A 22891-nucleotide genomic window follows, 5' to 3' on the forward strand; every position below is an offset into this window, starting at 1 on the left:
TAAATTCTAACTTACTAAATAAATATTTGGTAGGTGAAACTTCTTTTGAAGAATCTAAAGAGGTAGAATATTTTCTTTCTAACTATCCTGAAGCGGCTTCTGCTTACGAGAACCTTCAAGATAATTTAGAGATTATAGCAAAGGCAGGTGCTGTTGATGTACCTAACCAAGTTCTGACAGGTGTTTTAGAATCATTAGATGAATCTAATGGTACTAAAGTGATTCAACTTGTACAAAAAAGAAAAACACCTTGGTATAGTATTGCTGCTAGTGCTGCTGCTGTATTATTTGCTGCTACATCATTTATGCTTTATCAAAAGAATTTGAATTTAAATGATGAAAACAATGTTGTTATTGAAGAAATATTTGACTTAAGAAGCGACATTGACAAAAACAATTCTAAACTAGATGAATTATCTAGAGAATTGATGAAGCTTAATAATCCAGATGCTAGAAAGTATGTTATTAATGGTAATGAGCGTGCTAAGAATTTAAAAACAGTAGCATACATCAATCCTGTTGAAAAAACATCAATGATTGATGTGATTACGTTACCTCAATTACCAAAAGAGCAGCATTACCAAATCTGGGCTGAATTACAAGACAGAATGGTTAACCTAGGTATTTTAGATGAATCTAATCGTAAGCTGAAACAAATTCCTTACATGGAAGATGCTTTAGCACTTAGTATTAAAATCGGTACAAAAGGTGACGAAACCAATGAAAATGACACAGAAGTTGCTGAAATATCTTTAAAAGATAAATAAGCAATTCTATTATAAACTAAAAAGAGGCACATATTAATGTGCCTCTTTTTTTGTCTTTAGTTTTAAAACTTATTCTTTTTCGAATAATGTTTTGTGGATAATACCACCAATAATAGCGCCAACAATTGGAGCCACCCAAAATAACCAAACTTGAGATAAATAGGCTCCATCAGCAAATAAAGCCTGACTTAAAGATCTCGCAGGATTTACAGATGTGTTTGAAATAGGAATACTGATTAAATGAATTAACGTTAATGCTAAACCAATAGCTATTGGAGCAAACCCTTTAGGTGCTCTAACATTGGTACTACCTAATATAACTATTAAGAAAAATGCCGTTAAGATAACCTCAGCCACTAATACAGACATCATGCTGTAACCATCTGGTGATAAAGCGTCATAACCATTTGAAGCAAATCCACCTACAGATTCAAATCCTGCTTTACCAGAAACTATAAGATAAAGTGCAGCAGCTGCAACAATTGCTCCAACAACTTGTGCTATGATATAGCCTATTAAGTCTTTAGCTTCAAATTTTCCACCAGCCCAAAGTCCGATAGATACAGCAGGATTAAAATGACCTCCAGAAATATGCCCAACAGCATAAGCCATAGTTAATACTGTAAGACCAAAAGCTAATGCTACTCCTACAAATCCAATTCCTAATTCCGGAAATCCAGCAGCAAATATTGCACTACCACAACCTCCAAAAACTAGCCAAAATGTTCCGAAAAACTCAGCAAATAATTTTTTCATAATCGATAAATTAATTAGTTAGTAATAAATGTTTATATAGATATACGACACAATATTAATACATTAAGTCACAATGAAGAAGGGCTGTAAAATAAAAGTAAAAGCATTATCTTTGCGTTAAATTTAAGCATTATAATGAAATTACTATTAATTACCTTTGCATTATTAGGTCTAGGTGTTGCAGGAATCGCCATAAAAATCTGGGCAAAAAAAGATGGTAAATTTGCAGGAACATGTGCTAGTCAGAACCCAATGATTAATAAAGAAGGTGAAGCTTGTGGTTTTTGCGGAAAGACACCAGATGAATATAAGGATTGTAACGAACCTCAACATTCTTAAGTCTTAATGACGCTTTTATCAATACTATTTTATGCATTTATTGCAGTTGTTAGTATACAAGTTGCCTATTATCTTAGTTTTCTATTTTCTTTTGCTGTAAAACGTGCAGAAACACGATTGAAAAAGAATATTCCTATCTCTGTTATCATTTGCGCTAAAAATGAAGCTGAAAACTTAAAAACTAACATTGTTTTAATTTTAGAACAAGATTACCCAACTTTTGAAGTCGTTTTAGTCAACGATAGTTCTTCTGATGAGACATTAGATGTTATGAAGGGTCTTGCCGAAATACATACTAATATAAAATTGGTAGATGTAAAAACTATTGAAACTTTTTGGGGAAATAAAAAATATGCTCTTACGTTAGGCATAAAAGCTTCAAAATACGACTTTTTAGTATTTACTGATGCAGACTGTGTACCGAATTCTAATAAATGGTTAGCACATGTGAGTAGTAATTTTTCAAATGAGAAATCTATAGTTCTAGGTTATGGTGCTTATGCAAAAAAAGGTTTTTCGTTTTTAAACAAACTCATTCGTTTTGAAACTGTTATGACCGCATTACAGTATTTTTCTTATGCGAATTTAGGGTTACCTTATATGGGAGTTGGGAGGAATATGGCTTATCGAAAAGAGTTGTTTTTTAATAATTCTGGTTTTAATAGTCATATGAATTTAAGATCTGGTGATGATGATTTATTTATAAATGAAGTTGCTGACAATAAAAACACAGCAGCTTGTTTTACCGAAGAAAGTTTCACTATTTCTGAACCGAAAACATCTTTTAAAGATTGGATTTTACAAAAACGACGACATATTAGTACGGCAAAGTTTTACAAACCTTTACACAAATTCTTATTAGGCTTATTCTATACATCTCAACTTTTATTTTGGATTCTAGGCATTCTATTATTTACATTAGGCTATTCTTGGGAATGGTTGATAGCATTGGCTACATTGCGGTTTATCATACAATTACTATGCTTTGGATTTACGGCAAAAAAGCTTAATGAAGTAGATCTGGCTTTTTTTGCACCAATTCTTGAATTATTTTTAATTCTTACACAATTAAGTATCTTTATTGCAAATCTTATATCTAAACCCAAACATTGGAAGTAAAAGACGCTATTAATAAAGCTAAAGAGAATGATCAGATTGCATTCAATTTTCTTCTAGATACGTTTTGGAATGATGTGTATGGGTTTCAATTAAAGCGAACCAATAACGAAAATGATGCTGAGGATATCACCATTCAGACTTTTTCTAAAGCTTTTGATAAAATTAAAACCTATAATGAAAACTATAAGTTTAAAACTTGGCTTATTACTATTTCAAAAAACATTCACATTGATTTAATAAGAAAGCAAAAAAAGTCAATCAGAAATACATCTAAAGACAATGACAACCACTATTTCGATATTGTTGATGACTCACCAACACCTGAAGATAAAATTATTACAGAGCAGAATCTAGCAAAACTACTACGCGATATCAAAAAATTAAAGCCGCATTATCAAGAGGTAATTAATTTGAGATTTTTTCAAGAACTGAGTTATAAAGAAATATCAGAGGAATTAAAAGAACCTATCAATAATGTGAAGGTAAAATTACTACGAGCTAAAAAATTACTTGCAGCAATTATTACTAAAACATAATGCTTTCAACATTAAAAAAATTAGGACCAGGTTTATTATTTGCAGGTGCAGCAATCGGAGTATCTCACTTGGTACAGTCCACAAGAGCAGGTGCTGATTTTGGTTTTGGGTTACTTTGGGCATTATTACTCGTTAACTTATTTAAGTACCCTTTTTTTCAGTTTGGACCACGATATGCATCAGCGACAGGAGAAAGTTTATTAGAGGGATATCATAAATTAGGCAAAGGAGTTTTGGCTGCTTATTTTATTTTAAGTCTAGGAACGATGTTTACTATCCAAACTGCAGTAACCATTGTTAGTGCTGGTTTAGCAAATTCTCTTTTCGGAGATATTAGTTTTCTAAATTTCGGATTTACCAGTATTTCTAGCGTAGAAATCTGGACGGTTATTATATTATTTATTTGTCTTATAATTCTATTCCTTGGTAAATACAGTACGCTAGACAAGCTTATTAAAGTTATCATTATTACTCTTACAATAAGTACACTTGTTGCTGTTTGTTTCGCTTTTACAGAATTTAATAAACCAATGTCATTTATACAAATTTTACCAGAAAACACAACTGAAATAGCTTTTTTAATTGCATTTATGGGCTGGATGCCAGCACCTCTAGATATTTCTGTATGGCATTCTATTTGGGCAATAGAAAAGAAAAAGGATGAAGGCACATTTACTCCAAAAGCCGCACTCTTCGATTTTAATATTGGTTATGCTGGAGCCATCATTTTAGGCATAGCGTTTGTATCTCTTGGCTATTTTGTAATGTACAATACTGATGAAACTTTTAGTAACAAAGCTGCAGTGTTCTCTAATCAATTAATAGACTTATACACCAAAAGTTTAGGGAATTGGGCTTACATAATTATTGGCATTGCTGCTTTTACAACAATGTTTAGCACAACCATAACTACCTTAGATGCGTCTCCTAGAGCAATGTCTAAAAGTTTAGAGTTATTAACCAAAAAGAGGTTCAAAAAAGGCTATTTACTTTGGATTTTAATACTCACTTTCGGAACCTTAATTATATATTTCGCTTACGCCTCAGAAATGGGGAAACTTATTAAAATTGCAACAATTCTTTCATTTATAACTGCACCTTTTTATGCTATAATTAATTACAAGTTAATTTCTAGCAAGCATACTCCAAAAGAATGGAGACCAACTTTGAAATTCCATATTTTATCATGGCTTGGTATTATCTTTTTAATTGGTTTTAGCGTCTGGTATCTCACATTACTATAAGCTCTTTTAATTATTTACTTTGTATCTTTGCTTTCTGAAATTGAAAATGCATGGATACCAAAGTTGCTTCAAATATTTTACCAGAACGCAAGCCCAAATGGCTTCGCGTAAAATTACCTACTGGTAAAAAATACACTGAACTTAGAAGTCTTGTTGATAAATACAAATTAAATACCATATGCACCTCTGGAAGTTGCCCAAATATGGGTGAATGTTGGGGAGAAGGCACAGCAACTTTCATGATTCTAGGTAATGTTTGCACACGTTCTTGTGGATTCTGTGGTGTAAAAACAGGACGACCAGAAACTGTAGATTGGGATGAACCAGAAAAAGTAGCACGTTCCATTAAACTCATGCAAATTAAACATGCTGTTTTAACAAGTGTTGATAGAGATGACCTTAAAGATATGGGAAGTATTATGTGGTCAGAAACTGTAAAAGCAGTGAGACGAATGAATCCTGAAACTACCCTTGAAACTCTTATCCCAGATTTTCAAGGTTTAGAAAAACATATAGATCGCATCATAGATGTAGTACCAGAAGTAGTGTCTCATAACATAGAAACCGTGAGACGTCTAACTCGAGATGTAAGAATACAAGCTAAGTACGATCGTAGTATGGGAGTTTTAAAATACTTAAAACAACAAGGACAACGTAGAACTAAATCTGGTATTATGCTTGGATTAGGTGAAAAACGAGAAGAAGTTATTGAAACATTACATGATTTAAAAGACAATGATGTAGACGTTGTTACTATTGGTCAATATCTTCAGCCTAGCAAAAAACACTTACCTGTTCAGCAATTTATCAATCCTGATCAGTTTGATGAATACAAAGCCATTGGTTTAGACTTAGGATTTAGACATGTAGAAAGTAGTGCTTTGGTAAGATCTTCTTACAAAGCTCAAAAACACATTAACTAATGATTACTATTGCCATAAACGGTTTTGGTAGAATTGGTCGTCGTGTGTTTAGATTAGCACTTCTACATCCACAAATACAGGTTGTAGCTATTAATGATTTGGCAGACACCAAAACTCTTAGTCATTTATTAAAATACGATAGTATTCATGGTGTTTTAAATGAGGTTATTTCTTATGATGACAATCACATCATTATCAATGATAATTTAATTCCTTTATATAATCAATCACATCCCAAAGCATTAGATTGGTCTTCTGTTCAACCAGATTTTGTAATTGAGTCCACAGGAAAGTTTAAGACTAAAGCTGAACTTCAACTTCATATAGATAATGGTGCCAGGCGAGTAATTTTATCAGTTCCTTCATTAGAAGATGATATAAAAACCATTGTTTTAGGCGTTAATGATCATCTTTTAGATGGCTCAGAGACTATTTTATCAAACGCATCTTGCACTACTAACAATGCAGCTCCAATGATTGCTTTAATCAAGGAAAATTTTGGAGTTAAGCAAGCTTATATCACAACAATACATTCTTATACAACAGATCAAAGTTTACACGATCAGCCGCACAGAGATTTAAGAAGAGCTAGAGCTGCTGGACAATCGATAGTACCAACCACAACTGGAGCAGCAAAGGCGTTGACAAAGATTTTTCCAGATTTATCAAATGTAATTGGAGGTTGTGGTATTAGAGTTCCTGTGGCAAATGGCTCATTAACCGATATAACCATTAATGTTGAAAAACCAACATCTATAAAAGAAGTGAATTCAATTTTTAAAAAGGCAGCATCTTCAAACTTAAAAAACATTTTAGAATACACAGAAGACCCAATTGTATCGATTGATATTGTTGGGAATCCGCATTCTTGCATTTTCGATTCTCAAATGACATCAGTGATTGGAAATATGGTAAAAATAGTGGGCTGGTACGATAATGAGACAGGATACAGCTCCAGGATTTTAGATTTAATTTGCAATTTATCGGATAAAAAAGCACTTTTGTCGAATAAATAATTATATTTGTTCAAATTAAAGTGAGCTGAAATGTCCCAGATCAAATATTACATATTTGTTTTTTTAGCATGTTTTTGTAGTCTGATTTTTGCGCAACAAGATGGCGTTGAAGATACAGACATGCTTGCATTAAGGCTTCAAAACCACATTGATCAAGCCAAACTAGAGAATGATCGTGGTGATTACTATAATGCTAAAGACAACTTGGACAAAGCATTAGTAATCGCAGAGAAAATTGATAATAAGTCTAGCCAAGGTAAGATTCATACAAAAATCGCAAAGGTTCAATTTCTTGTGAATGAACAAGAACAAGCTAATGTTTCGCTTAATAAAGCTATACAGCTTCAACGTGAAAATGATGATTTTGCCAACCTAGCAATTACCTATAACATTAAAGGTGTAATTCATAGTACAAAAGAGGAATATGAAAGTGCATTAGAGTATTTCAATTCAGCTAAGAATTTATTTGAACAAGAAAACCTTGAGGAATATATTTCAGAAGTCACTTTAAATGAAGCTAAAGTATATATTGCTTTAGAACGTTATGAAGAAGCTAAATCACAACTCGAAAAAACCACTATTGTAGCAAAGAAACACGAACAAAGACGTCGTCTGAGTAGTGCTTTAATACAAACTGGTAAAGTTTCTAGTGCCTTAAATAATGATAAATTAGCCTTATCTCAAGCAGAAGAAGGTCTTTTGATAGCTCAATCTTATCATATTACTGAAAATATCAATGAAGCATATTTAACCTTGAGTGATATTCATGAAAAACAAGGGGATTACAAAAACTCGTATGACTATGTAAAAAAGCACATAAAATTATCTGACTCAATCTTAAACGTAAAACGTGAAAATTTAGCTCCAGGTATTACAGGTCAGTATATTAATAATTATAAGGATGCTGAGAATGCACAGTTGCTAGCGCAAATTGAAGAAGTAAGTGCAGAAAGTAATTTTACAAGAATTACAACCATATTAAGTATTGCTTTAATTACTATTTTATCACTCTTAACTTTATCGCTATATAAAAACAATAATATAAGGTTAAAGACCAACAATATGCTTCATAAGAAAAATGATGAACTTATTGTGGCCAAAGAAAAAGCAGAATTAGCATCTAAAACTAAAGCTAATTTCTTATCAACAGTTACGCACGAGTTGCGTACTCCTTTATATGCGGTTACTGGTCTTACTAATATGCTTTTAGATGAAGGTCCAAAAGAACATCAAGTACCACATTTAAAATCATTAAAATTCTCAGGAGATTACCTATTGACCTTTATTAACGATATACTTCAAATTAACAAAATTGAAGCTAATAAAGTTGAACTAGACCCAGAACAATTCAACCTTAAAAACAAACTCGAAAATGTAATCTCTGCGCTTAGCAATTCAGCTAATGACAATGACACCCAATTACATTTCGATTATGAAAACGGTTTACCAGAATCATTTATTGGTGACCAATTAAAGATTTCCCAAATCTTAATTAACCTACTTGGAAATGCTATTAAATTCACAAAAGATGGAGACATCTGGGTGAGAGCGTACAAAGTCGATCAAAAAGACAAAACTTATACGCTTCGCTTCGAAATTGAAGATAATGGTATTGGTATTACAAAAGAAAAACAAGATCACATGTTTGAGAGTTTCTCTCAAGGCTCTGTACAAATTAACAGAAAGTATGGTGGTACTGGTCTAGGTTTATCTATTGTAAAAGGACTAATTCAGATTCTTAAAGGTAAAATTTACTTGAAGAGTGAGCTTGGCAAAGGCACAACGTTCTTCTTTGAATTGCCTTTAGAATATACTGATAAAGTAGAAAAACCTAAAGTAGTAGAAGTTAAAAAATCTAATAAGATGGAAGATTTGGATCTAAGTGAAATTAAAATTTTAGTTGTAGAAGACAACAAAATCAATCAAATGATTACTAAAAAGATTCTTAATAAGATGGATCTTTATTGTGATGTTGTTGATAATGGTGAAGCTGCTGTAGAGCAAGTAAAAAACACAGAATACAATATTGTATTAATGGACATACACATGCCAGGCATTAGCGGATTAGAAGCCACTAAAATCATTAGAACGTTTGATAAAGAATTAACTATTTTCGCTCTTACAGCTGTTACATTAGAAGATAAGATGCATGAGTTTGATGAGGCTGGCTTTGATGACATCATCTCAAAACCTTTTAAGCAAGAGGATTTCGAAAAGAAATTATACCAAGCACTTTCGGGAGAAAAAATAGTTTCTAGTTTTTTTGGCTAATAAAAGATGTAACTAGAGTATTAAAAGCTTCTGGTTGATTTATCTTAATTTGAATAGGTAGGTAAAACAATATATTCTTTAATCTTTCATTTACAGATAAACGAACATAATCTTTTTCTGTCGTAATTATTAAGGATTTAGAAGCTAAGGTTTCTATGTCTGAAGCTTTAAAATTATAATGATCATTATATTCTAAATGATCAAACTTCAATCCTTTACTGGCTAAAAAATCAACTAATGGTTTTGCATTAGCAATACCTGTAACCAATGTAAATTTTGGCAATGTATCTAATACTAACTTAGTCTTATAAGATATTACCTCTTCTGCATAATCAATATGACTAAAAAAAGCATTTTGATGTGATTTTAATTTTAGCTTTCCGGCTATTTCATTTTTCTCAGCATCCGAAATCGTTTTTGGACATTTAGTAACCAAAATAACATCTGCCCTTTTAGCACCAGAACGTGGTTCTCGCAAATTCCCTGTTGGCAAAACCATATCTTTATAATACAGATTATTGTAAGCTGTTAGCAGAATATTAAAACCAGCTTTTACTTTCCGATGCTGATAGGCATCATCTAATAAAATAACTTCAGGCTTATTATCCGATGTAATGAGTTGTTCTATCCCGTTTTGTCGATTAGTATCTACCGCAACTTGAATCCCTTCAAATTTTCTAAAAAACTGATAAGGTTCATCTCCAATAGAATCCGCAGAAGCATTTTTATCTGCTAATACAAAACCTTCAGTTCTTCTTTTGTAACCTCTACTTAATGTGGCAAGAGATTTTTCATCTTTCAATAATCTAATTAAATACTCAATCATTGGTGTTTTGCCTGTACCACCTGTACTAAGATTACCAACACAAATCACAGGTAAATCATACGATTTTGAAGATTTAACACCTAAGTTATATAAGTAATTACGTAACCATGTCACCAAATAATAAATTGGCATAATTGGGGATAATATGATTCGAATGAATTTCATTAGTACGAAATGAGCAAAACTAAATATTAAAGATTAGATATATACATTATTAGCAAATTACATCTTACCGTTTAAGCAAAATAAAGAATTACAGGTGAAAATATACTATTTTTGATACAAATAGATACTTTATGATTGTTCAAGATGTTATAAACCATTTACACGACTTAGCTCCATTGGCTTACGCTGAAGATTTTGATAATGTCGGACTCTTGGTCGGAAATAAAAATCAATCCGTTTCTGGGATTTTAGTAACACTAGACACACTTGAAGCTGTCATAGATGAAGCTATTGAAAATAATTGCAATCTTATCGTAAGCTTCCATCCTATTATATTCAAAGGGCTTAAAAAATTAACAGGTAAAACTTATGTAGAACGTGTTGTCATTAAAGCTATTCAAAATAACATTGCAATATTCTCTATACATACAGCATTAGATAATGCTATTGAAGGTGTCAATTCTATCATTTGTGATCAATTAGGTTTAAAAAACAAAAAAATCTTAATTCCTCAGTCGGGAACTATTAAAAAATTGAAAACTTATGTTCCGAAAATAAACGCAGAGGAACTTAGGCAAGCACTTTTCAATGCAGGTGCTGGCAGTATTGGTAATTATGAATCTTGCAGTTTTAATGTTGATGGAGAAGGTACGTATTTAGGAAATGAAGATTCTAACCCTGTCATTGGACAAAAAGGTCAATTGCATACTGAAAATGAAACAGCAATATCTGTTACGTTCAAAAAGCACATAGAATCTAAAGTTTTAAAAACACTTTTTAACGCTCATCCTTACGAAGAAATTGCTTATGAAATTACCACGCTTGAAAACACGAATCAACATATTGGTATGGGTATGCTTGGAGAGCTAGAAGAACCAATGAATGAACAGGACTGTCTTAATTTTATTAAACATAAAATGAATACTGAATGCGTAAGACATTCAAATTTATTAAATAAACCCATAAAAAGTATTGCAGTTTTAGGTGGCTCTGGCAGTTTTGCTATTAACGCTGCAAAAGCCGCAAATGCTGACCTTTTAGTGACAGCTGACTTAAAATATCACGATTTTCTCAGTGCAGAAAAAGACATTGTTTTAGCTGATATAGGGCATTATGAAAGTGAACAGTTCACAAAATCGTTTTTAGTAGACTATCTCTCGAAAAAAATTACTAATTTTGCAATCATTTTATCAAAGACAAATACAAATCCGATAAAGTATTTATAATTATGGCAAAAAAAGCTGAAGTTTCTGTTGAAGAGCGATTAAGAGCACTATATGATTTACAATTAATTGACTCTAGAGTAGACGAAATAAGAAATGTCAGAGGTGAGCTTCCTTTAGAAGTTAGAGATTTAGAAGACGAAGTTGAAGGACTTAACTTAAGAATGGAAAAGCTAAATGATAGCCTTGCTATTATTGATGATGAGATTAAAGGAAAAAAGAATTTAATCGAAGAAGCAAAAGCTTTAATCAAAAAATACAGTGAGCAACAAAAGAATGTTAGAAATAACAGAGAATACAACTCATTGACAAAAGAAATTGAATTCCAAGAATTAGAAATTCAATTGGCTGAAAAGCATATTAAAGAACATAAAGTTCAAATCGATCAGAAAAAAGTAGTGATTTCTGAAACTAAAGATAAACTTAAAGATCGTAATGCGCATTTAAAGCACAAAAAAGGTGAGCTTAACGAAATTTTAAAGGAAACTGAAAAAGAAGAAGAGGCACTTAACAACAAATCTCTTGATTTTCAGAAGAAAATTGATGAGCGTTTAGTTAAAGCATATCACCGAATTAGAAACAACGTTAAAAATGGTATGGCTGTTGTAGCTATTGAGCGTGGAGCTTCTGGTGGATCTTTCTTTACAATTCCGCCACAAGTACAAGTAGAAATAGCTTCTCGTAAGAAAGTAATAACTGACGAGCACAGTGGACGTATCTTAGTAGATGCTGAATTAGCTGAAGAAGAAAAAATAAAAATGAAAAAATTATTTGCTAAACTTAGCAAGTAAGAATTCATAACATAATATATCAAAGCCTCTGCAATTGCAGAGGCTTTTTTTATTTAATAAAACTTTAAAACAATTAAATATAAGGAATTGTATTTTTATACGTCTACTAGAAAAAGAAAATTACAAACTCAGTATTTCATCAAATGAAATCCTGAAATAAATTCAGAATAGAATGAAGAAATTACTTTACATATTTAGCATAAGTTTATTTTTTAGCTGTCAAAATCAAGCTCAAGTCAATGAGAAACAACAAGCTGTTATCGATGCAGAACCTGTTGTTGTGTCATTAAACGATGGTAAAGCAAGAGCCTATTTTGCAAGTGGTTGTTTTTGGTGTGTTGAAGCAGTCTTTGAAAGTATTAAAGGGGTTGAAGAATCTATTAGTGGTTATTCTGGTGGTTACACAGACAATCCAACTTACGAAGCTAGTAACACAGGTAAAACAGGGCATGCAGAAGCCGTAGAAATTATTTACGACCCAAAAGTGGTTAGCTTTTCTACTCTAGTCGATGTCTACTTTGGTTCTCAGAACCCAACTCAAGTTAATGGACAAGGACCAGATAGAGGTTCTCAATATCGATCTATAATATTCTATCAAGATGACACACAAAAGAAAATCATAGAAGATAAAAAAACAGCTTTAGCAAAAGAATTAGATAAAACAGTAGCTGCTGAAGTTTATCCATTTCAAAAGTTTTGGGTTGGTGAAGATTATCATCAAAATTATGAGCGATTGCATCCTAATCAAGGTTATATAAAAAATGTATCTATTCCGAGATTGAATAAATTTAAAGCTAAGTTTCCTGAATTATTAAAAGAGACAGAAAAACATTAAACTATTACATCTGTCATTTCGAGCATTGTTTGAGATAAAATATATTTTATCGAAAAGCACCTTGCAAAGCAAGTCGAAAAATCTAGACATTTCAACTACGCTCAATGTGACAATATAATTACATACTTATTTTTTAGTTGCTTTTATCTCAAACAACATAGGAAACAACTGATCTTTCAGCTTATACATCCCATTATCTGACTTTATCAAATCCGGAAACACATCATAAGGGCTTTCATCATATTCATTTAAGTATTCAATCTGTAAACCAGCTTCAATAAGTGAATTCACAATTTCGCTTAAGCCATGATTCCAACCATATTCTTTACTTATCATCTTTGAGGCGCTATTTGCATAAGTACCTTCATACTCATCATAAATAGTCTCTTTTCTATTATAATGATATTTCATCTTTGATACACCTTCTACATAATCAAACATCCAAATAATAGGATGAAACTCTACGATGTAAAATGTTCCACCAACCTTTAAACGTTCAGAAATCATTTTTGCCCATGGTTTTAAATCTGGCAACCAACCAATAACTCCGTAACTGGTAAAAACAATATCAAAAGTTTTAGAAACATGCTTAGATGTATCCAAAACATTACAACATACAAACTCAGCATCGAGTTGTAATTCATCATTTAACTGTTTCGCTAATTTCACTCCTTCATCACTCAAATCTACACCAACAGCTTTTGCTCCCATTCTACTCCAACTTAAGGTGTCTTGTCCAAAATGACATTGTAAATGCAATAATGACTTTCCTTTTACATCACCTAAAGCTTTCAATTCATATGGCATTAAAGAGGTCTCCCCAGATTTAAAAGCGTCCATTTTATACATCTCACTTTCTGCATGTATACCTACCTTTTTGTTCCAAGTCTCTTTATTTACTTCAAAATAGTTAGCGTTCTCTTTCATCGTTAGTTAATTTTGCATGTAATTTATAACAACTTTTTAATATGAAGTCATTATACCTAGGTTTGATTTGTTTATTTCTGGTTTCCACATGTAAATCTGATAAGTCAGAAACACAAGTAACAGAAGAAGTAAAAGAGCTTACAATTGCTAATAAAATTGCCAATGCACATGGTTTTGAAAACTGGAAAAACGTATCTGAAGTAAAATTCACCTTTAAAGTAGATAGAGATTCCATAAAAGGAACAGGAAGATCTTGGACTTGGAAACCAAAAGAAAACAATGTCACTATGACGGTTGATGAAACAACAGTTAATTACAATAGAACTAAAATAGACAGCATACACATTGGTGCTGACAGAGGGTTTATCAATGATAAATACTGGTTATTAGTTCCTTTTCAATTGGTTTGGGATACTTCAGCAAGCATTTCAGAGCCTAAAAAATCTGAATCACCAATCAGTAGGAGACAATTAGATATGATTACTATAACGTATACTAATGAAGGAGGCTATACTCCAGGTGATGCTTATGATATCTTCTATGATGACGACTATTTAATTAAAGAATGGGTATTTAGAAAAGGAAATTCAAAAGAACCCTCTTTAACTACGACATTTGAAAACTATAAAGATTATAACGGCATTAAAATCGCAACAGACCACAAACAAGAAGGAGGCAATTGGAATTTAAATTTTACTGATGTAAGTATTACTATGAAGTAATACAAAAATTAAAATTTTGGCATTACTTTTGTAATCTATAATGTAAGTTTCGCGTCATAGTTTCGACTTAGAACGTATAGCTTACATTTTCCGCCTTGTGCGTCTATATATATCCAAAGCACTTTATCTTACGAGTTAAAGTGCTTTATTTTTTAATGAAACTCATTTCACAAAAGCCATAGGCTCCATGTAAAATGTCAAGTTAAATTAATGCCGCTGAAAAGCGGTATCTCATAATCATTTTCAATATTATCCTCTAAAATCTTCTTTTACATGAGCTCCATCACAATAAGGTTTGTTTTGTGAAGCTCCACAACGGCAAAAGGCTGTCGTTCTGTTCTTTGTATCTTCAGTACCATCTTTGTGAGTCACTTTTAAAGTACCATAAACTAATAAAGGTCCATTTTCTAAAACCTCAACTTTTGTTTCTAATGATTCTGCTGATTTGTCTTCTTCATCAATCATATAAAAACTTAGTGCTCCACTAGGACATTTTTTAACGGTATTCACTAAATCGTCTGTTTTTGCTTCATCAATTTTAATCCAAGGTCTATCTTTGGGATGAAAAACATTTGGCAAACCCTTTACGCAAATTGCCGAATGTATACATTTCTCAGCTTCCCAAACCACAGTAACTTCTCCGTTACTATATTCTTTTGTCTTTCCCATAGTATAATTCTTTCTTTAAAGATAGTAGATTCTCACCTAAATTCATATTGAAAATACACCTTTAATCCTTCGCTTTAAATCCTTATTTTTGTTACAAACCGAAAATCAATTCACATTGTCCAACTATAAACCTGGTCTTAATTTCGCTAAACAGCAAGACGCATTAGACGAATTATCAAGTTACAGACAACACTTTCATATTCCAAAAGATAAAGAAGGTAACGAACTGATTTACCTTTGTGGTAACTCATTAGGATTACAACCTAAATCTACTAAAGCTTATATAAACCAAGAACTTGAGGATTGGGCAAATCTAGGAGTTGAAGGTCATACAGATGCCAAAAACCCTTGGTTGCCTTATCATGAGTTTTTAACAGAAGCTACAGCAAAACTAGTTGGAGCAAAGCCTATAGAAGTTGTTACCATGAATTCCTTAACTGCGAATCTTCATTTTATGATGGCTTCTTTCTATAAACCCACAAAAGAACGTCATAAAATTATTATAGAAAGTGATGCCTTTCCTTCAGATAAATATGCCGTGGAATCTCAACTGCGACATCATGGTTATGATGATAAAGAAGGTCTAATTCTTTGGACACCTAGAGATGGAGAAGAATTATTACGTTATGAAGATTTAGAAGATCTATTAGCAACTCATGGTAACGAAGTTGCTTTAGTAATGATTGGAGGCGTTAATTACTACACTGGGCAATTTTTCGATTTTAAACGTATTACAGAATTAGGACATAAACATGGTTGTATGGTTGGTTTTGATTGTGCACATGGAGCTGGAAATGTAGATTTAGATCTACACAATTCCGGAGCCGATTTCGCAGTTTGGTGTACTTATAAATATTTAAACTCAGGGCCAGGAAGTTTGTCTGGTTGCTTTGTTCATGAAAGACATGCTCATGACAAAAAATTGAATCGATTTACAGGATGGTGGAGCCACAATAAACAAACACGTTTTAATATGCGTCACGAATTTGATGTTTTACCAGGAGCTGAAGGTTGGCAATTAAGTAATCCACCTATTTTATCCATGGCTGCAATTAAAGCGTCTTTAGATATGTTTAATGAAGTTGGTCTAACTAAACTTATAGAAAAATCTAAAAAGTTAACGGGCTATTTTGAGTTTCTATTAAAAGAATTAGGTGAAGATGTTATAAGAATCATTACACCAGAAAATCCAGATGAACGTGGTTGTCAATTATCCATACAAGTATTAAACGCAGATAAAACTTTACATGATAAATTAACAGAAGCAGGAGTTATAAGCGATTGGAGAGAACCAGATGTAATTAGATGTGCACCAGTACCTTTATACAATTCGTTTGAGGATGTTTATATAATGGTTGAAAAAATGAAAGCTATTTTAAATGAGTAAAAAACAACAAAACATATTAATTATTGGTGCCGGACTTAGCGGAAGTCTATTAGCATTAAGATTAGGACAACGCGGCTACAACGTAACAGTTTACGAAATGCGTTCAGATTTACGTAAAACAGATATTTCTGCTGGCCGTTCTATTAACTTAGCATTTTCAGATCGTGGTATTAAAGCCATGAAGTTAGTTGGTATGGAAGATAAAGTCAAAGCACTTTGTATTCCTATGAATGGTCGCATGCTTCATGATAAAGAAGGCAATACTTATTTATCAAATTATAGCGGAAGAGATCACGAATACATCAACTCCATTTCTAGAGGAGAACTCAATGGATTATTATTAACCGAAGCTGAAAAACATGATAATGTAACCATACATTTCAATAAAAAATGCAAATCTGTTGATTTTGAAAACACCACAGCATTATTCAAAGATTATAACACAAAAGATGAATTTGTAGAAGATGCAGATTGCATCATCGCAACAGATGGAGCAGGTTCTGCATTACGAAAAAGTTACTACTTGGGTAAAAAATTCTTATTCAGTTTCTCACAAGACTATTTAACACATGGTTATAAAGAATTAAGTATTCTCCCAACTGAATCTGGTGGCTATAAAACATACATAAATGCACTTCATATTTGGCCTAGAGGTGATTTTATGCTTATTGCATTACCCAATTTAGATGGCAGCTTCACCGTAACCTTGTTCTTACATCATAATGAAGGAGAATATCACTTTGGTAATTTAACAACACCGGAAATTGTTACTGAATTCTTTCAGAAAGAATTCCCTGATGCATTAGAATTAATGCCAAATCTTGTTGATGACTTTTTTGAAAATCCAACAGCAGCATTAGGTACTGTTAAATGTTCACCGTGGCATTATAAAGGTAATACACTGTTAATGGGTGATTCAGCACACGCGATTGTACCATTTTATGGACAAGGTATGAATGCCTCATTTGAAGACGTTGTAGAATTTGATAAGGTTCTAGACGAACATGAAGGTAATTGGGAAACCATTTTTACTGAATATGAAAAAACAAGAAAGAAAGATACAGATGCTATTGCCGATTTAGCAATTGATAATTTTCATGAAATGAAAGACCATGTAGGTCAAGAAATATTTCAAGAAAAGCGTAAAATTGAAATGGCTTTAGAGAGAGAATTCCCGAATGAGTATTCATCAAAATATAGTTTAGTTACCTTTAATGAGCATATTGGCTACAGAGAAGCTATGCTAAGAGGACGAGCGCAAGACAAAGCCATTTTAAATATGTTAGCCGATCGAGATATTTCGACATCAGATGATATTAAAATTATTTTAGATAAAGTAAAAACTGAAACTGAAGCAATTTTAGAAGACGATAAAATTGCTGGATTACATTAAAAACATATGAGTAAAGACATAGTAACACCTAGAGGAGCATACCCACACGTTAACCAAGTTGGCGATTTTATTTTTGTCTCAGGCACAAGTTCGCGACGACCAGATAATACCATTGCTGGTGTTGATATCATTGACGAAATGGGAACTAAAAAATTAAACGCTTATTCTCAAACCCAAGAAGTCTTAAAAAACATAGACCATAATTTAGCCAAAGTTGGAGCATCTTTAAAAGATGTGGTTGATGTAACATCCTTTCTGGTAAACATGAATGATTTTGCTGACTACAATAAAGCTTATGCAGAATTCTTTGATAAAGCAACAGGACCAACCAGAACAACAGTTGCAGTACACCAATTACCACATCCAGATTTGGTTATAGAGATTAAGGTAATGGCCTATAAGAAAAAGGGTTAGAAAACCAAGGCTCAAGATTAATATCAGTTACGTCTTGGGGAATTTATCTGTAAATAAATGAACATACAAAACTACATAAACGGCGAATTCATTAACTCTATTCAAAACAATTGGATAGACAACTATAACCCATCTAATGGTGAAGTTTATGGACAAATACCCAACTCATCAAAAAACGATGTAGAAAAAGCATACAAAGCTGCCAAAGCTGCTTTTAAGCAGTGGTCACAAACCACGATAGAAGAACGCAGTCGTATTCTTATTAAAATTTCAGAATTATTAGAGGCAAACTTACAACGTTTTGCCGAAGCGGAAAGTAAAGATAATGGCAAGCCAGTTAGTTTAGCTAAAACAGTTGACATACCAAGAGCAGCAAGTAATTTTAGATTCTTTGGTAATGCCATTACACAATTTGCAAGTGAAAGTCATGAGTCAATTGGTCAAAATGCCATAAACTATACATTGCGTCAACCTATTGGTGTTGTAGGATGTATTTCCCCATGGAACCTTCCACTCTATTTATTTACATGGAAAATTGCACCAGCACTCGCTACAGGAAATTGCATTGTAGCTAAACCAAGTGAAGTTACGCCAATGACGGCTTATTTATTAGGTGAAATTTGTAACGAAGCAGGTTTACCAAAAGGTGTTTTAAATATAGTTCATGGACTTGGAGGATCGACAGGACAAGCCATTATAGAACATCCAGATATTAAAGCTATTTCTTTTACTGGAGGTACTGCCACTGGAGCACATATTGCTAAAGTCGCTGCTCCAATGTTTAAAAAACTATCATTAGAATTAGGTGGTAAAAATCCTAATATCATTTTTGCAGATTGCGATTATGACGATATGTTGAATACAACAGTACGCTCATCTTTTGCTAATCAAGGTCAAATATGCTTATGTGGAAGTCGCATTTTTGTGGAAGCTTCTATTTACGAAAAATTTAAAACCGATTTTGTTGCAAAAGTAAAAGCATTAAAAGTGGGTCATCCTTCTGAAGCTGATACTAATATTGGCGCGTTAGTTTCTAAACCACATTTAGAAAAAGTAAAAGAATACATCAATATTGCTAAAGAAGAAAATGGAATCGTTTTATGTGGTGGAAATGAAGTTACTGTAAAAGATTTTGAAAACGGTTATTACCTTGAGCCGACAGTTATTGAAGTACCAAATGATGAATGTAGAGTCAACCAAGAAGAAATTTTTGGGCCAGTTGTTACCATTATGCCTTTTAATTCTGAAGATGACGTTCTCCAAATGGCAAACAAAGTCAAATATGGCTTATCAGCTACACTATGGACTAATAATTTAAAACGTACCATGCGCATGAGCAACCAACTACAAGCTGGTATTGTTTGGGTAAACACATGGATGATGCGAGATTTAAGAACCCCTTTTGGAGGTGTAAAAGCGTCTGGTGTTGGTCGTGAAGGTGGTTTTGAAGCCTTACGCTTTTTTACAGAAGCTAAGAATGTTTGCATAAAGTACTAACTAAATGTCACCTCGAGCGCAGTCGAGAGGTCGCTAATGAAAATATATTTTGTTTATATATTGCAGTGTTCAGACAATCTAACTTATACAGGTGTAACAAATAATATTTCAAGAAGATTTGAAGAGCATCAAAAAGGACTGAATAAAAATTGTTATACTTTTAAAAGAAGACCATTAAAATTAATTTTTCAACAAGAATTTAACGATATTGAGCAGGCAATATTCTTTGAAAAGAAAATAAAAAATTGGAGTGCAAAAAAGAAATACGCTTTAGCCAATGGAGAATATGATATGTTGCAAATTTTATCTGAATGCAGAAACGCAACACATTCAAATTATAATCCTAAAAATTAAGTAGGTCTCGACTGCGCTCGATCAGACATAAAATTATGAACTTAGAACTAAACAACAAATACGCATTAGTTTGCGGTAGTACTGCAGGAATTGGTAAAGCAACAGCCTTAGCCTTAGCCGAAGAAGGCGCAATTATCACTTTAATTGCAAGAAATGAAGACAAGCTAAAAGCAGTACTTTCGGAATTACCTCAACAAAGAAATCATGATTATATCGTTGCTGATTTTTCAAATCCAGCAGAGTTAAAAACGAAAGTTTCTGATTATATTTCAAAACATCATGGCTTTCATGTATTAGTAAATAATACTGGTGGTCCAGCAGGTGGACCTGTTTTTTCGGCAAAAATAGAAGAATTTGAAATTGCTTTTACCCAACATTTAAAATGCAATCATGTGCTGGTTCAAACTTTGGCTCCTTTTATGAAAAAGGAAGGTTATGGTCGAATAATTAATGTCATTTCAACTTCTGTAAAACAGCCCTTAGATGGATTAGGTGTTAGTAATACGATAAGAGGAGCAGTTGCTAGTTGGAGTAAAACTTTAGCTAATGAATTAGGTCAGTTTGGTATTACAGTAAATAACGTTCTTCCTGGTGCAACAGGTACGGATCGACTAACCGAAATTATTAAAAACAAGTCTGCAAAATCTGGTAACACAGAAAAAGAGGCTGCCAATACAATGAAAAATGCCGTTCCTGCCAAACGTTTTGCAAAACCAGAAGAGCTAGCAGATGCTATCACATTTTTAGCGAGTGAACGTGCTGGTTATATTAACGGAATTAACCTTCCTGTTGATGGTGGACGCACAAAATCTTTGTAACTTTATACAAGAATAGAATTAGTCATTACGAGGAAAGAAGTGACGTGGTAATCTCTTCCTATTGAAACAGATTGCCACAGCAAATAAAATTTGCTTCGCAATGACACAAAACAAATATCATGAGCAAATTATATCCTCCTATAAACTTTAAAGCTTGGATTGAAGAAAACCGACATTTATTAAAACCACCTGTTGGTAATAAAGTCGTCTGGAAAGATGGAGACTTTATTGTGATGGTTGTTGGTGGACCAAATAGTAGAAAAGATTACCACTATAATGAAACTCCCGAATTTTTCTATCAGGTTGAAGGTGATATTATCTTAAAAGTTATTGATAAAGGCACACCAAAAGATATTCATATTAAAGAAGGAGAGATATTCTTATTACCTCCAAAAGTGCCGCATTCACCTCAACGTGGAGCCAACACGGTTGGTTTGGTTATAGAATATCCAAGAGAAAAAGGTGTACAAGATGCATTACTATGGTTCTGTGAAAATTGTACTACCAAATTGTATGAAGAAGATTTTACTTTAGACAATATTGAAACAGATATGCCTGCAATATTTGATGCATATTATAGTGATAAAAACAAACGCAGTTGCCCAAATTGTGGTGAAGTAATGCAGCCTCCAAAGAAGGTTCAGGTAGATTAATTTATTCCTGCAGAAGCAGGAATCTCTAAACTATGAATCACTAATTAGTGATAAATAATTGCCAAAAAGAAAAATTAAAACAGATATTATTAACCTCTAGGGTTCAATAATAGTTGAAACTCTAATTAATAAGATTCCTGCCTTCGCAGGAAATAGTATGACAAAACGTAAACTAAGAATAAACGGTCACTCACATCTTCTTCCCTATCCTGAAGAAATTCCACAATTCATGCAAGACAAAGGGATTTTTTGGGTTGATAAGGACCGTAAATTTATGCTTCAAAAAGATTGGAACCGCCCTATTACTGATTCAAGTTTTTTCTTAGATGAAAAGTTAGCCTGGATGGAAAACTTCAAAATAGATCATGCTGTCGTTTTAAACTTATCTCAACTCTATGGTAACGGATTGCGTGTTGAAGAAATGAAACAAGCTTTACGTTTTCAAAATGACTTTAATGCCAAAGTACAACACGAAAACCCAAGTAAGTTTACTTGCGGTTTTGTTGTACATCCAGGTTTTGTTCGTGGTGCCTGTTGGGAAATAGAGCGCTGTGTAGAAGAATTAGGCTTACAGCTCTTATGCTTACCAACCCACTACATGGATACCATTGGTACTTGGCGTTGTATTTTTGATGAAGAAAATGAACCTATTTTTGAATTAGCTAACAAGTATAATCTTGCTGTAGAAATTCATCCTTACGATGGCGAAAAATTTATAAAACTCGAAAACACATCTTGGCGTTTTCATTTAATATGGATGTTAGCGCAATGCGCTGATGCTTACCACTTTTTAACCTTAAATGGATATCAAGACAAATACCCAAATATGCGAACTTGCTTTGCTCATGGTGGACAATTAGCACAGATTAACTTAGGCAGACGAATTCAAGGATTTGATGGCAGACCAGATTTATTTGACGGTAAAAGTCACCCAAGAAAAGCTGTAGGGCATAAAAACATATTCTTTGACACTTTAGTTCATGATACAGGTGGACTAGAACTATTAATTAAAAACCAAGGCTCTAAACAGGTTCTTATGGGATTAGATGACCCTTACCCTTTAGGAGAAATGGAAAGCGAAAAACAATCCTCTTATCCTGGTAAAATTTTAGATCTAGCAATAGATCGAGATATTATATCAGAAACTGAACGTGATGCTATTTGGGAAGATAATGTAATACAGTGGCTCTGTGGTGATAATCAAGTTTCTAAAGACAAATTAGTTAATAGAATCTTAGGCAAATAA

At 32.8% G+C, this 22891-nt stretch carries 24 protein-coding genes; 20 read left to right on the plus strand and 4 right to left on the minus strand.

What is annotated here, in order from left to right; translation table 11 throughout:
- Positions 1 to 767 (plus strand): RNA polymerase subunit sigma-70 (locus QZZ53_RS01565; RefSeq protein WP_296380732.1); only part of this gene is annotated, 767 nt, incomplete at its 5' end.
- A 69-nt stretch (positions 768 to 836) separates the two neighbouring features.
- On the opposite strand, the gene aqpZ is transcribed toward QZZ53_RS01565, so the two are convergent.
- Entirely contained in the window at positions 837 to 1523 is a 687-nt protein-coding gene (gene aqpZ, locus QZZ53_RS01570; RefSeq protein ID WP_296380734.1) for an aquaporin Z, read from the minus strand.
- Positions 1524 to 1658: 135 nt separating this feature from the next.
- On the opposite strand from aqpZ, the gene QZZ53_RS01575 reads away from it, so the two are divergent.
- From QZZ53_RS01575 to QZZ53_RS01605, 7 genes are read left to right on the plus strand one after another with little or no spacing between them, the layout of a single operon-like run.
- Positions 1659 to 1862 carry a membrane or secreted protein gene (locus tag QZZ53_RS01575; protein ID WP_296380737.1) on the plus strand — a complete coding sequence of 68 codons (204 nt, stop codon included), beginning with the start codon at positions 1659 to 1661 and terminating at the stop codon, positions 1860 to 1862.
- A 6-nt stretch (positions 1863 to 1868) separates the two neighbouring features.
- On the plus strand, positions 1869 to 2981 hold the full coding sequence (locus tag QZZ53_RS01580) for a glycosyltransferase (protein WP_296380739.1): 1113 nt from the start codon (positions 1869 to 1871) through the stop codon (positions 2979 to 2981).
- On the plus strand, positions 2972 to 3517 hold the full coding sequence (locus QZZ53_RS01585; RefSeq protein WP_296380741.1) for a sigma-70 family RNA polymerase sigma factor: 546 nt from the start codon (positions 2972 to 2974) through the stop codon (positions 3515 to 3517). Before QZZ53_RS01580 ends, QZZ53_RS01585 begins: the two co-directional genes overlap by 10 nt.
- Entirely contained in the window at positions 3517 to 4761 is a 1245-nt protein-coding gene (locus QZZ53_RS01590) for an Nramp family divalent metal transporter (protein ID WP_296380743.1), read from the plus strand. The genes QZZ53_RS01585 and QZZ53_RS01590 overlap by 1 nt, the downstream gene beginning before the upstream one ends.
- Positions 4762 to 4811: 50 nt before the next feature.
- Positions 4812 to 5684 carry a lipoyl synthase gene (gene lipA / locus QZZ53_RS01595; protein ID WP_296380745.1) on the plus strand — a complete coding sequence of 291 codons (873 nt, stop codon included), beginning with the start codon at positions 4812 to 4814 and terminating at the stop codon, positions 5682 to 5684.
- A complete protein-coding gene (gap, locus tag QZZ53_RS01600) occupies positions 5684 to 6700 on the plus strand; it encodes a type I glyceraldehyde-3-phosphate dehydrogenase (protein WP_296380747.1) in 1017 nt (338 codons plus the stop codon). Before lipA ends, gap begins: the two co-directional genes overlap by 1 nt.
- Positions 6701 to 6730: 30 nt before the next feature.
- Positions 6731 to 8971 (plus strand): ATP-binding protein, encoded by a 2241-nt coding sequence (locus tag QZZ53_RS01605; RefSeq protein WP_296380750.1) that lies wholly within the window; start codon positions 6731 to 6733, stop codon positions 8969 to 8971.
- On the opposite strand, the gene lpxK is transcribed toward QZZ53_RS01605, so the two are convergent.
- On the minus strand, positions 8955 to 9962 hold the full coding sequence (gene lpxK / locus QZZ53_RS01610) for a tetraacyldisaccharide 4'-kinase (RefSeq protein WP_296380752.1): 1008 nt from the start codon (positions 9960 to 9962) through the stop codon (positions 8955 to 8957). The genes QZZ53_RS01605 and lpxK overlap by 17 nt on opposite strands.
- Before the next feature lie 131 nt (positions 9963 to 10093).
- Between lpxK and QZZ53_RS01615 the strand changes: the two genes are divergently transcribed.
- The 3 genes from QZZ53_RS01615 (at position 10094) to msrA (ending at position 12811) form a co-directional block, all read left to right on the plus strand.
- Complete coding sequence (locus tag QZZ53_RS01615) at positions 10094 to 11188, plus strand: Nif3-like dinuclear metal center hexameric protein (protein ID WP_296380754.1); 1095 nt, start codon at positions 10094 to 10096, stop codon at positions 11186 to 11188.
- A 2-nt stretch (positions 11189 to 11190) separates the two neighbouring features.
- Positions 11191 to 11976: a C4-type zinc ribbon domain-containing protein gene (locus tag QZZ53_RS01620; RefSeq protein ID WP_296380755.1), complete on the plus strand. Its 786-nt coding sequence runs from the start codon at positions 11191 to 11193 to the stop codon at positions 11974 to 11976.
- A 172-nt stretch (positions 11977 to 12148) separates the two neighbouring features.
- Positions 12149 to 12811: a peptide-methionine (S)-S-oxide reductase MsrA gene (gene msrA, locus QZZ53_RS01625; RefSeq protein WP_296380757.1), complete on the plus strand. Its 663-nt coding sequence runs from the start codon at positions 12149 to 12151 to the stop codon at positions 12809 to 12811.
- Between the two features lie 126 nt (positions 12812 to 12937).
- Here msrA and QZZ53_RS01630 read toward each other — a convergent pair whose 3' ends face one another.
- Positions 12938 to 13738, minus strand: coding sequence for a class I SAM-dependent methyltransferase (locus tag QZZ53_RS01630; protein ID WP_296380759.1), 801 nt, complete (start codon positions 13736 to 13738; stop codon positions 12938 to 12940).
- A gap of 41 nt (positions 13739 to 13779) precedes the next feature.
- Here QZZ53_RS01630 and QZZ53_RS01635 point away from each other — a divergent pair, with 41 nt between their 5' ends.
- The gene (locus QZZ53_RS01635; protein ID WP_296380762.1) at positions 13780 to 14460 is read left to right on the plus strand and encodes a hypothetical protein; all 681 of its coding nucleotides are present in this window, start codon (positions 13780 to 13782) and stop codon (positions 14458 to 14460) included.
- Positions 14461 to 14709: 249 nt separating this feature from the next.
- On the opposite strand, the gene QZZ53_RS01640 is transcribed toward QZZ53_RS01635, so the two are convergent.
- Positions 14710 to 15129, minus strand: a complete 420-nt coding sequence (locus tag QZZ53_RS01640; RefSeq protein WP_296380764.1) for a (4Fe-4S)-binding protein — start codon at positions 15127 to 15129, stop codon at positions 14710 to 14712.
- A gap of 115 nt (positions 15130 to 15244) precedes the next feature.
- On the opposite strand from QZZ53_RS01640, the gene kynU reads away from it, so the two are divergent.
- The 8 genes from kynU to QZZ53_RS01680 all read left to right on the plus strand — a co-directional run bounded on the left by kynU (position 15245) and on the right by QZZ53_RS01680 (position 22891).
- Positions 15245 to 16516: a kynureninase gene (kynU, locus tag QZZ53_RS01645; protein WP_296380887.1), complete on the plus strand. Its 1272-nt coding sequence runs from the start codon at positions 15245 to 15247 to the stop codon at positions 16514 to 16516.
- Positions 16509 to 17909 carry an NAD(P)/FAD-dependent oxidoreductase gene (locus QZZ53_RS01650; RefSeq protein ID WP_296380766.1) on the plus strand — a complete coding sequence of 467 codons (1401 nt, stop codon included), beginning with the start codon at positions 16509 to 16511 and terminating at the stop codon, positions 17907 to 17909. Before kynU ends, QZZ53_RS01650 begins: the two co-directional genes overlap by 8 nt.
- Before the next feature lie 6 nt (positions 17910 to 17915).
- Positions 17916 to 18323 (plus strand): RidA family protein, encoded by a 408-nt coding sequence (locus QZZ53_RS01655; protein ID WP_296380768.1) that lies wholly within the window; start codon positions 17916 to 17918, stop codon positions 18321 to 18323.
- A 57-nt stretch (positions 18324 to 18380) separates the two neighbouring features.
- Positions 18381 to 19820 (plus strand): aldehyde dehydrogenase, encoded by a 1440-nt coding sequence (locus QZZ53_RS01660; RefSeq protein WP_296380770.1) that lies wholly within the window; start codon positions 18381 to 18383, stop codon positions 19818 to 19820.
- A gap of 36 nt (positions 19821 to 19856) precedes the next feature.
- Complete coding sequence (locus QZZ53_RS01665; protein WP_296380772.1) at positions 19857 to 20174, plus strand: GIY-YIG nuclease family protein; 318 nt, start codon at positions 19857 to 19859, stop codon at positions 20172 to 20174.
- A gap of 35 nt (positions 20175 to 20209) precedes the next feature.
- The gene (locus QZZ53_RS01670; RefSeq protein ID WP_296380774.1) at positions 20210 to 20992 is read left to right on the plus strand and encodes an SDR family oxidoreductase; all 783 of its coding nucleotides are present in this window, start codon (positions 20210 to 20212) and stop codon (positions 20990 to 20992) included.
- Positions 20993 to 21111: 119 nt separating this feature from the next.
- Positions 21112 to 21645 carry a 3-hydroxyanthranilate 3,4-dioxygenase gene (locus QZZ53_RS01675; RefSeq protein WP_296380776.1) on the plus strand — a complete coding sequence of 178 codons (534 nt, stop codon included), beginning with the start codon at positions 21112 to 21114 and terminating at the stop codon, positions 21643 to 21645.
- 157 nt (positions 21646 to 21802) lie between these two features.
- The gene (locus QZZ53_RS01680; protein ID WP_296380778.1) at positions 21803 to 22891 is read left to right on the plus strand and encodes an amidohydrolase family protein; all 1089 of its coding nucleotides are present in this window, start codon (positions 21803 to 21805) and stop codon (positions 22889 to 22891) included.

The organism is Winogradskyella sp., assembly GCF_016744625.1.
Classification (GTDB): Bacteria; Bacteroidota; Bacteroidia; order Flavobacteriales; family Flavobacteriaceae; genus Winogradskyella.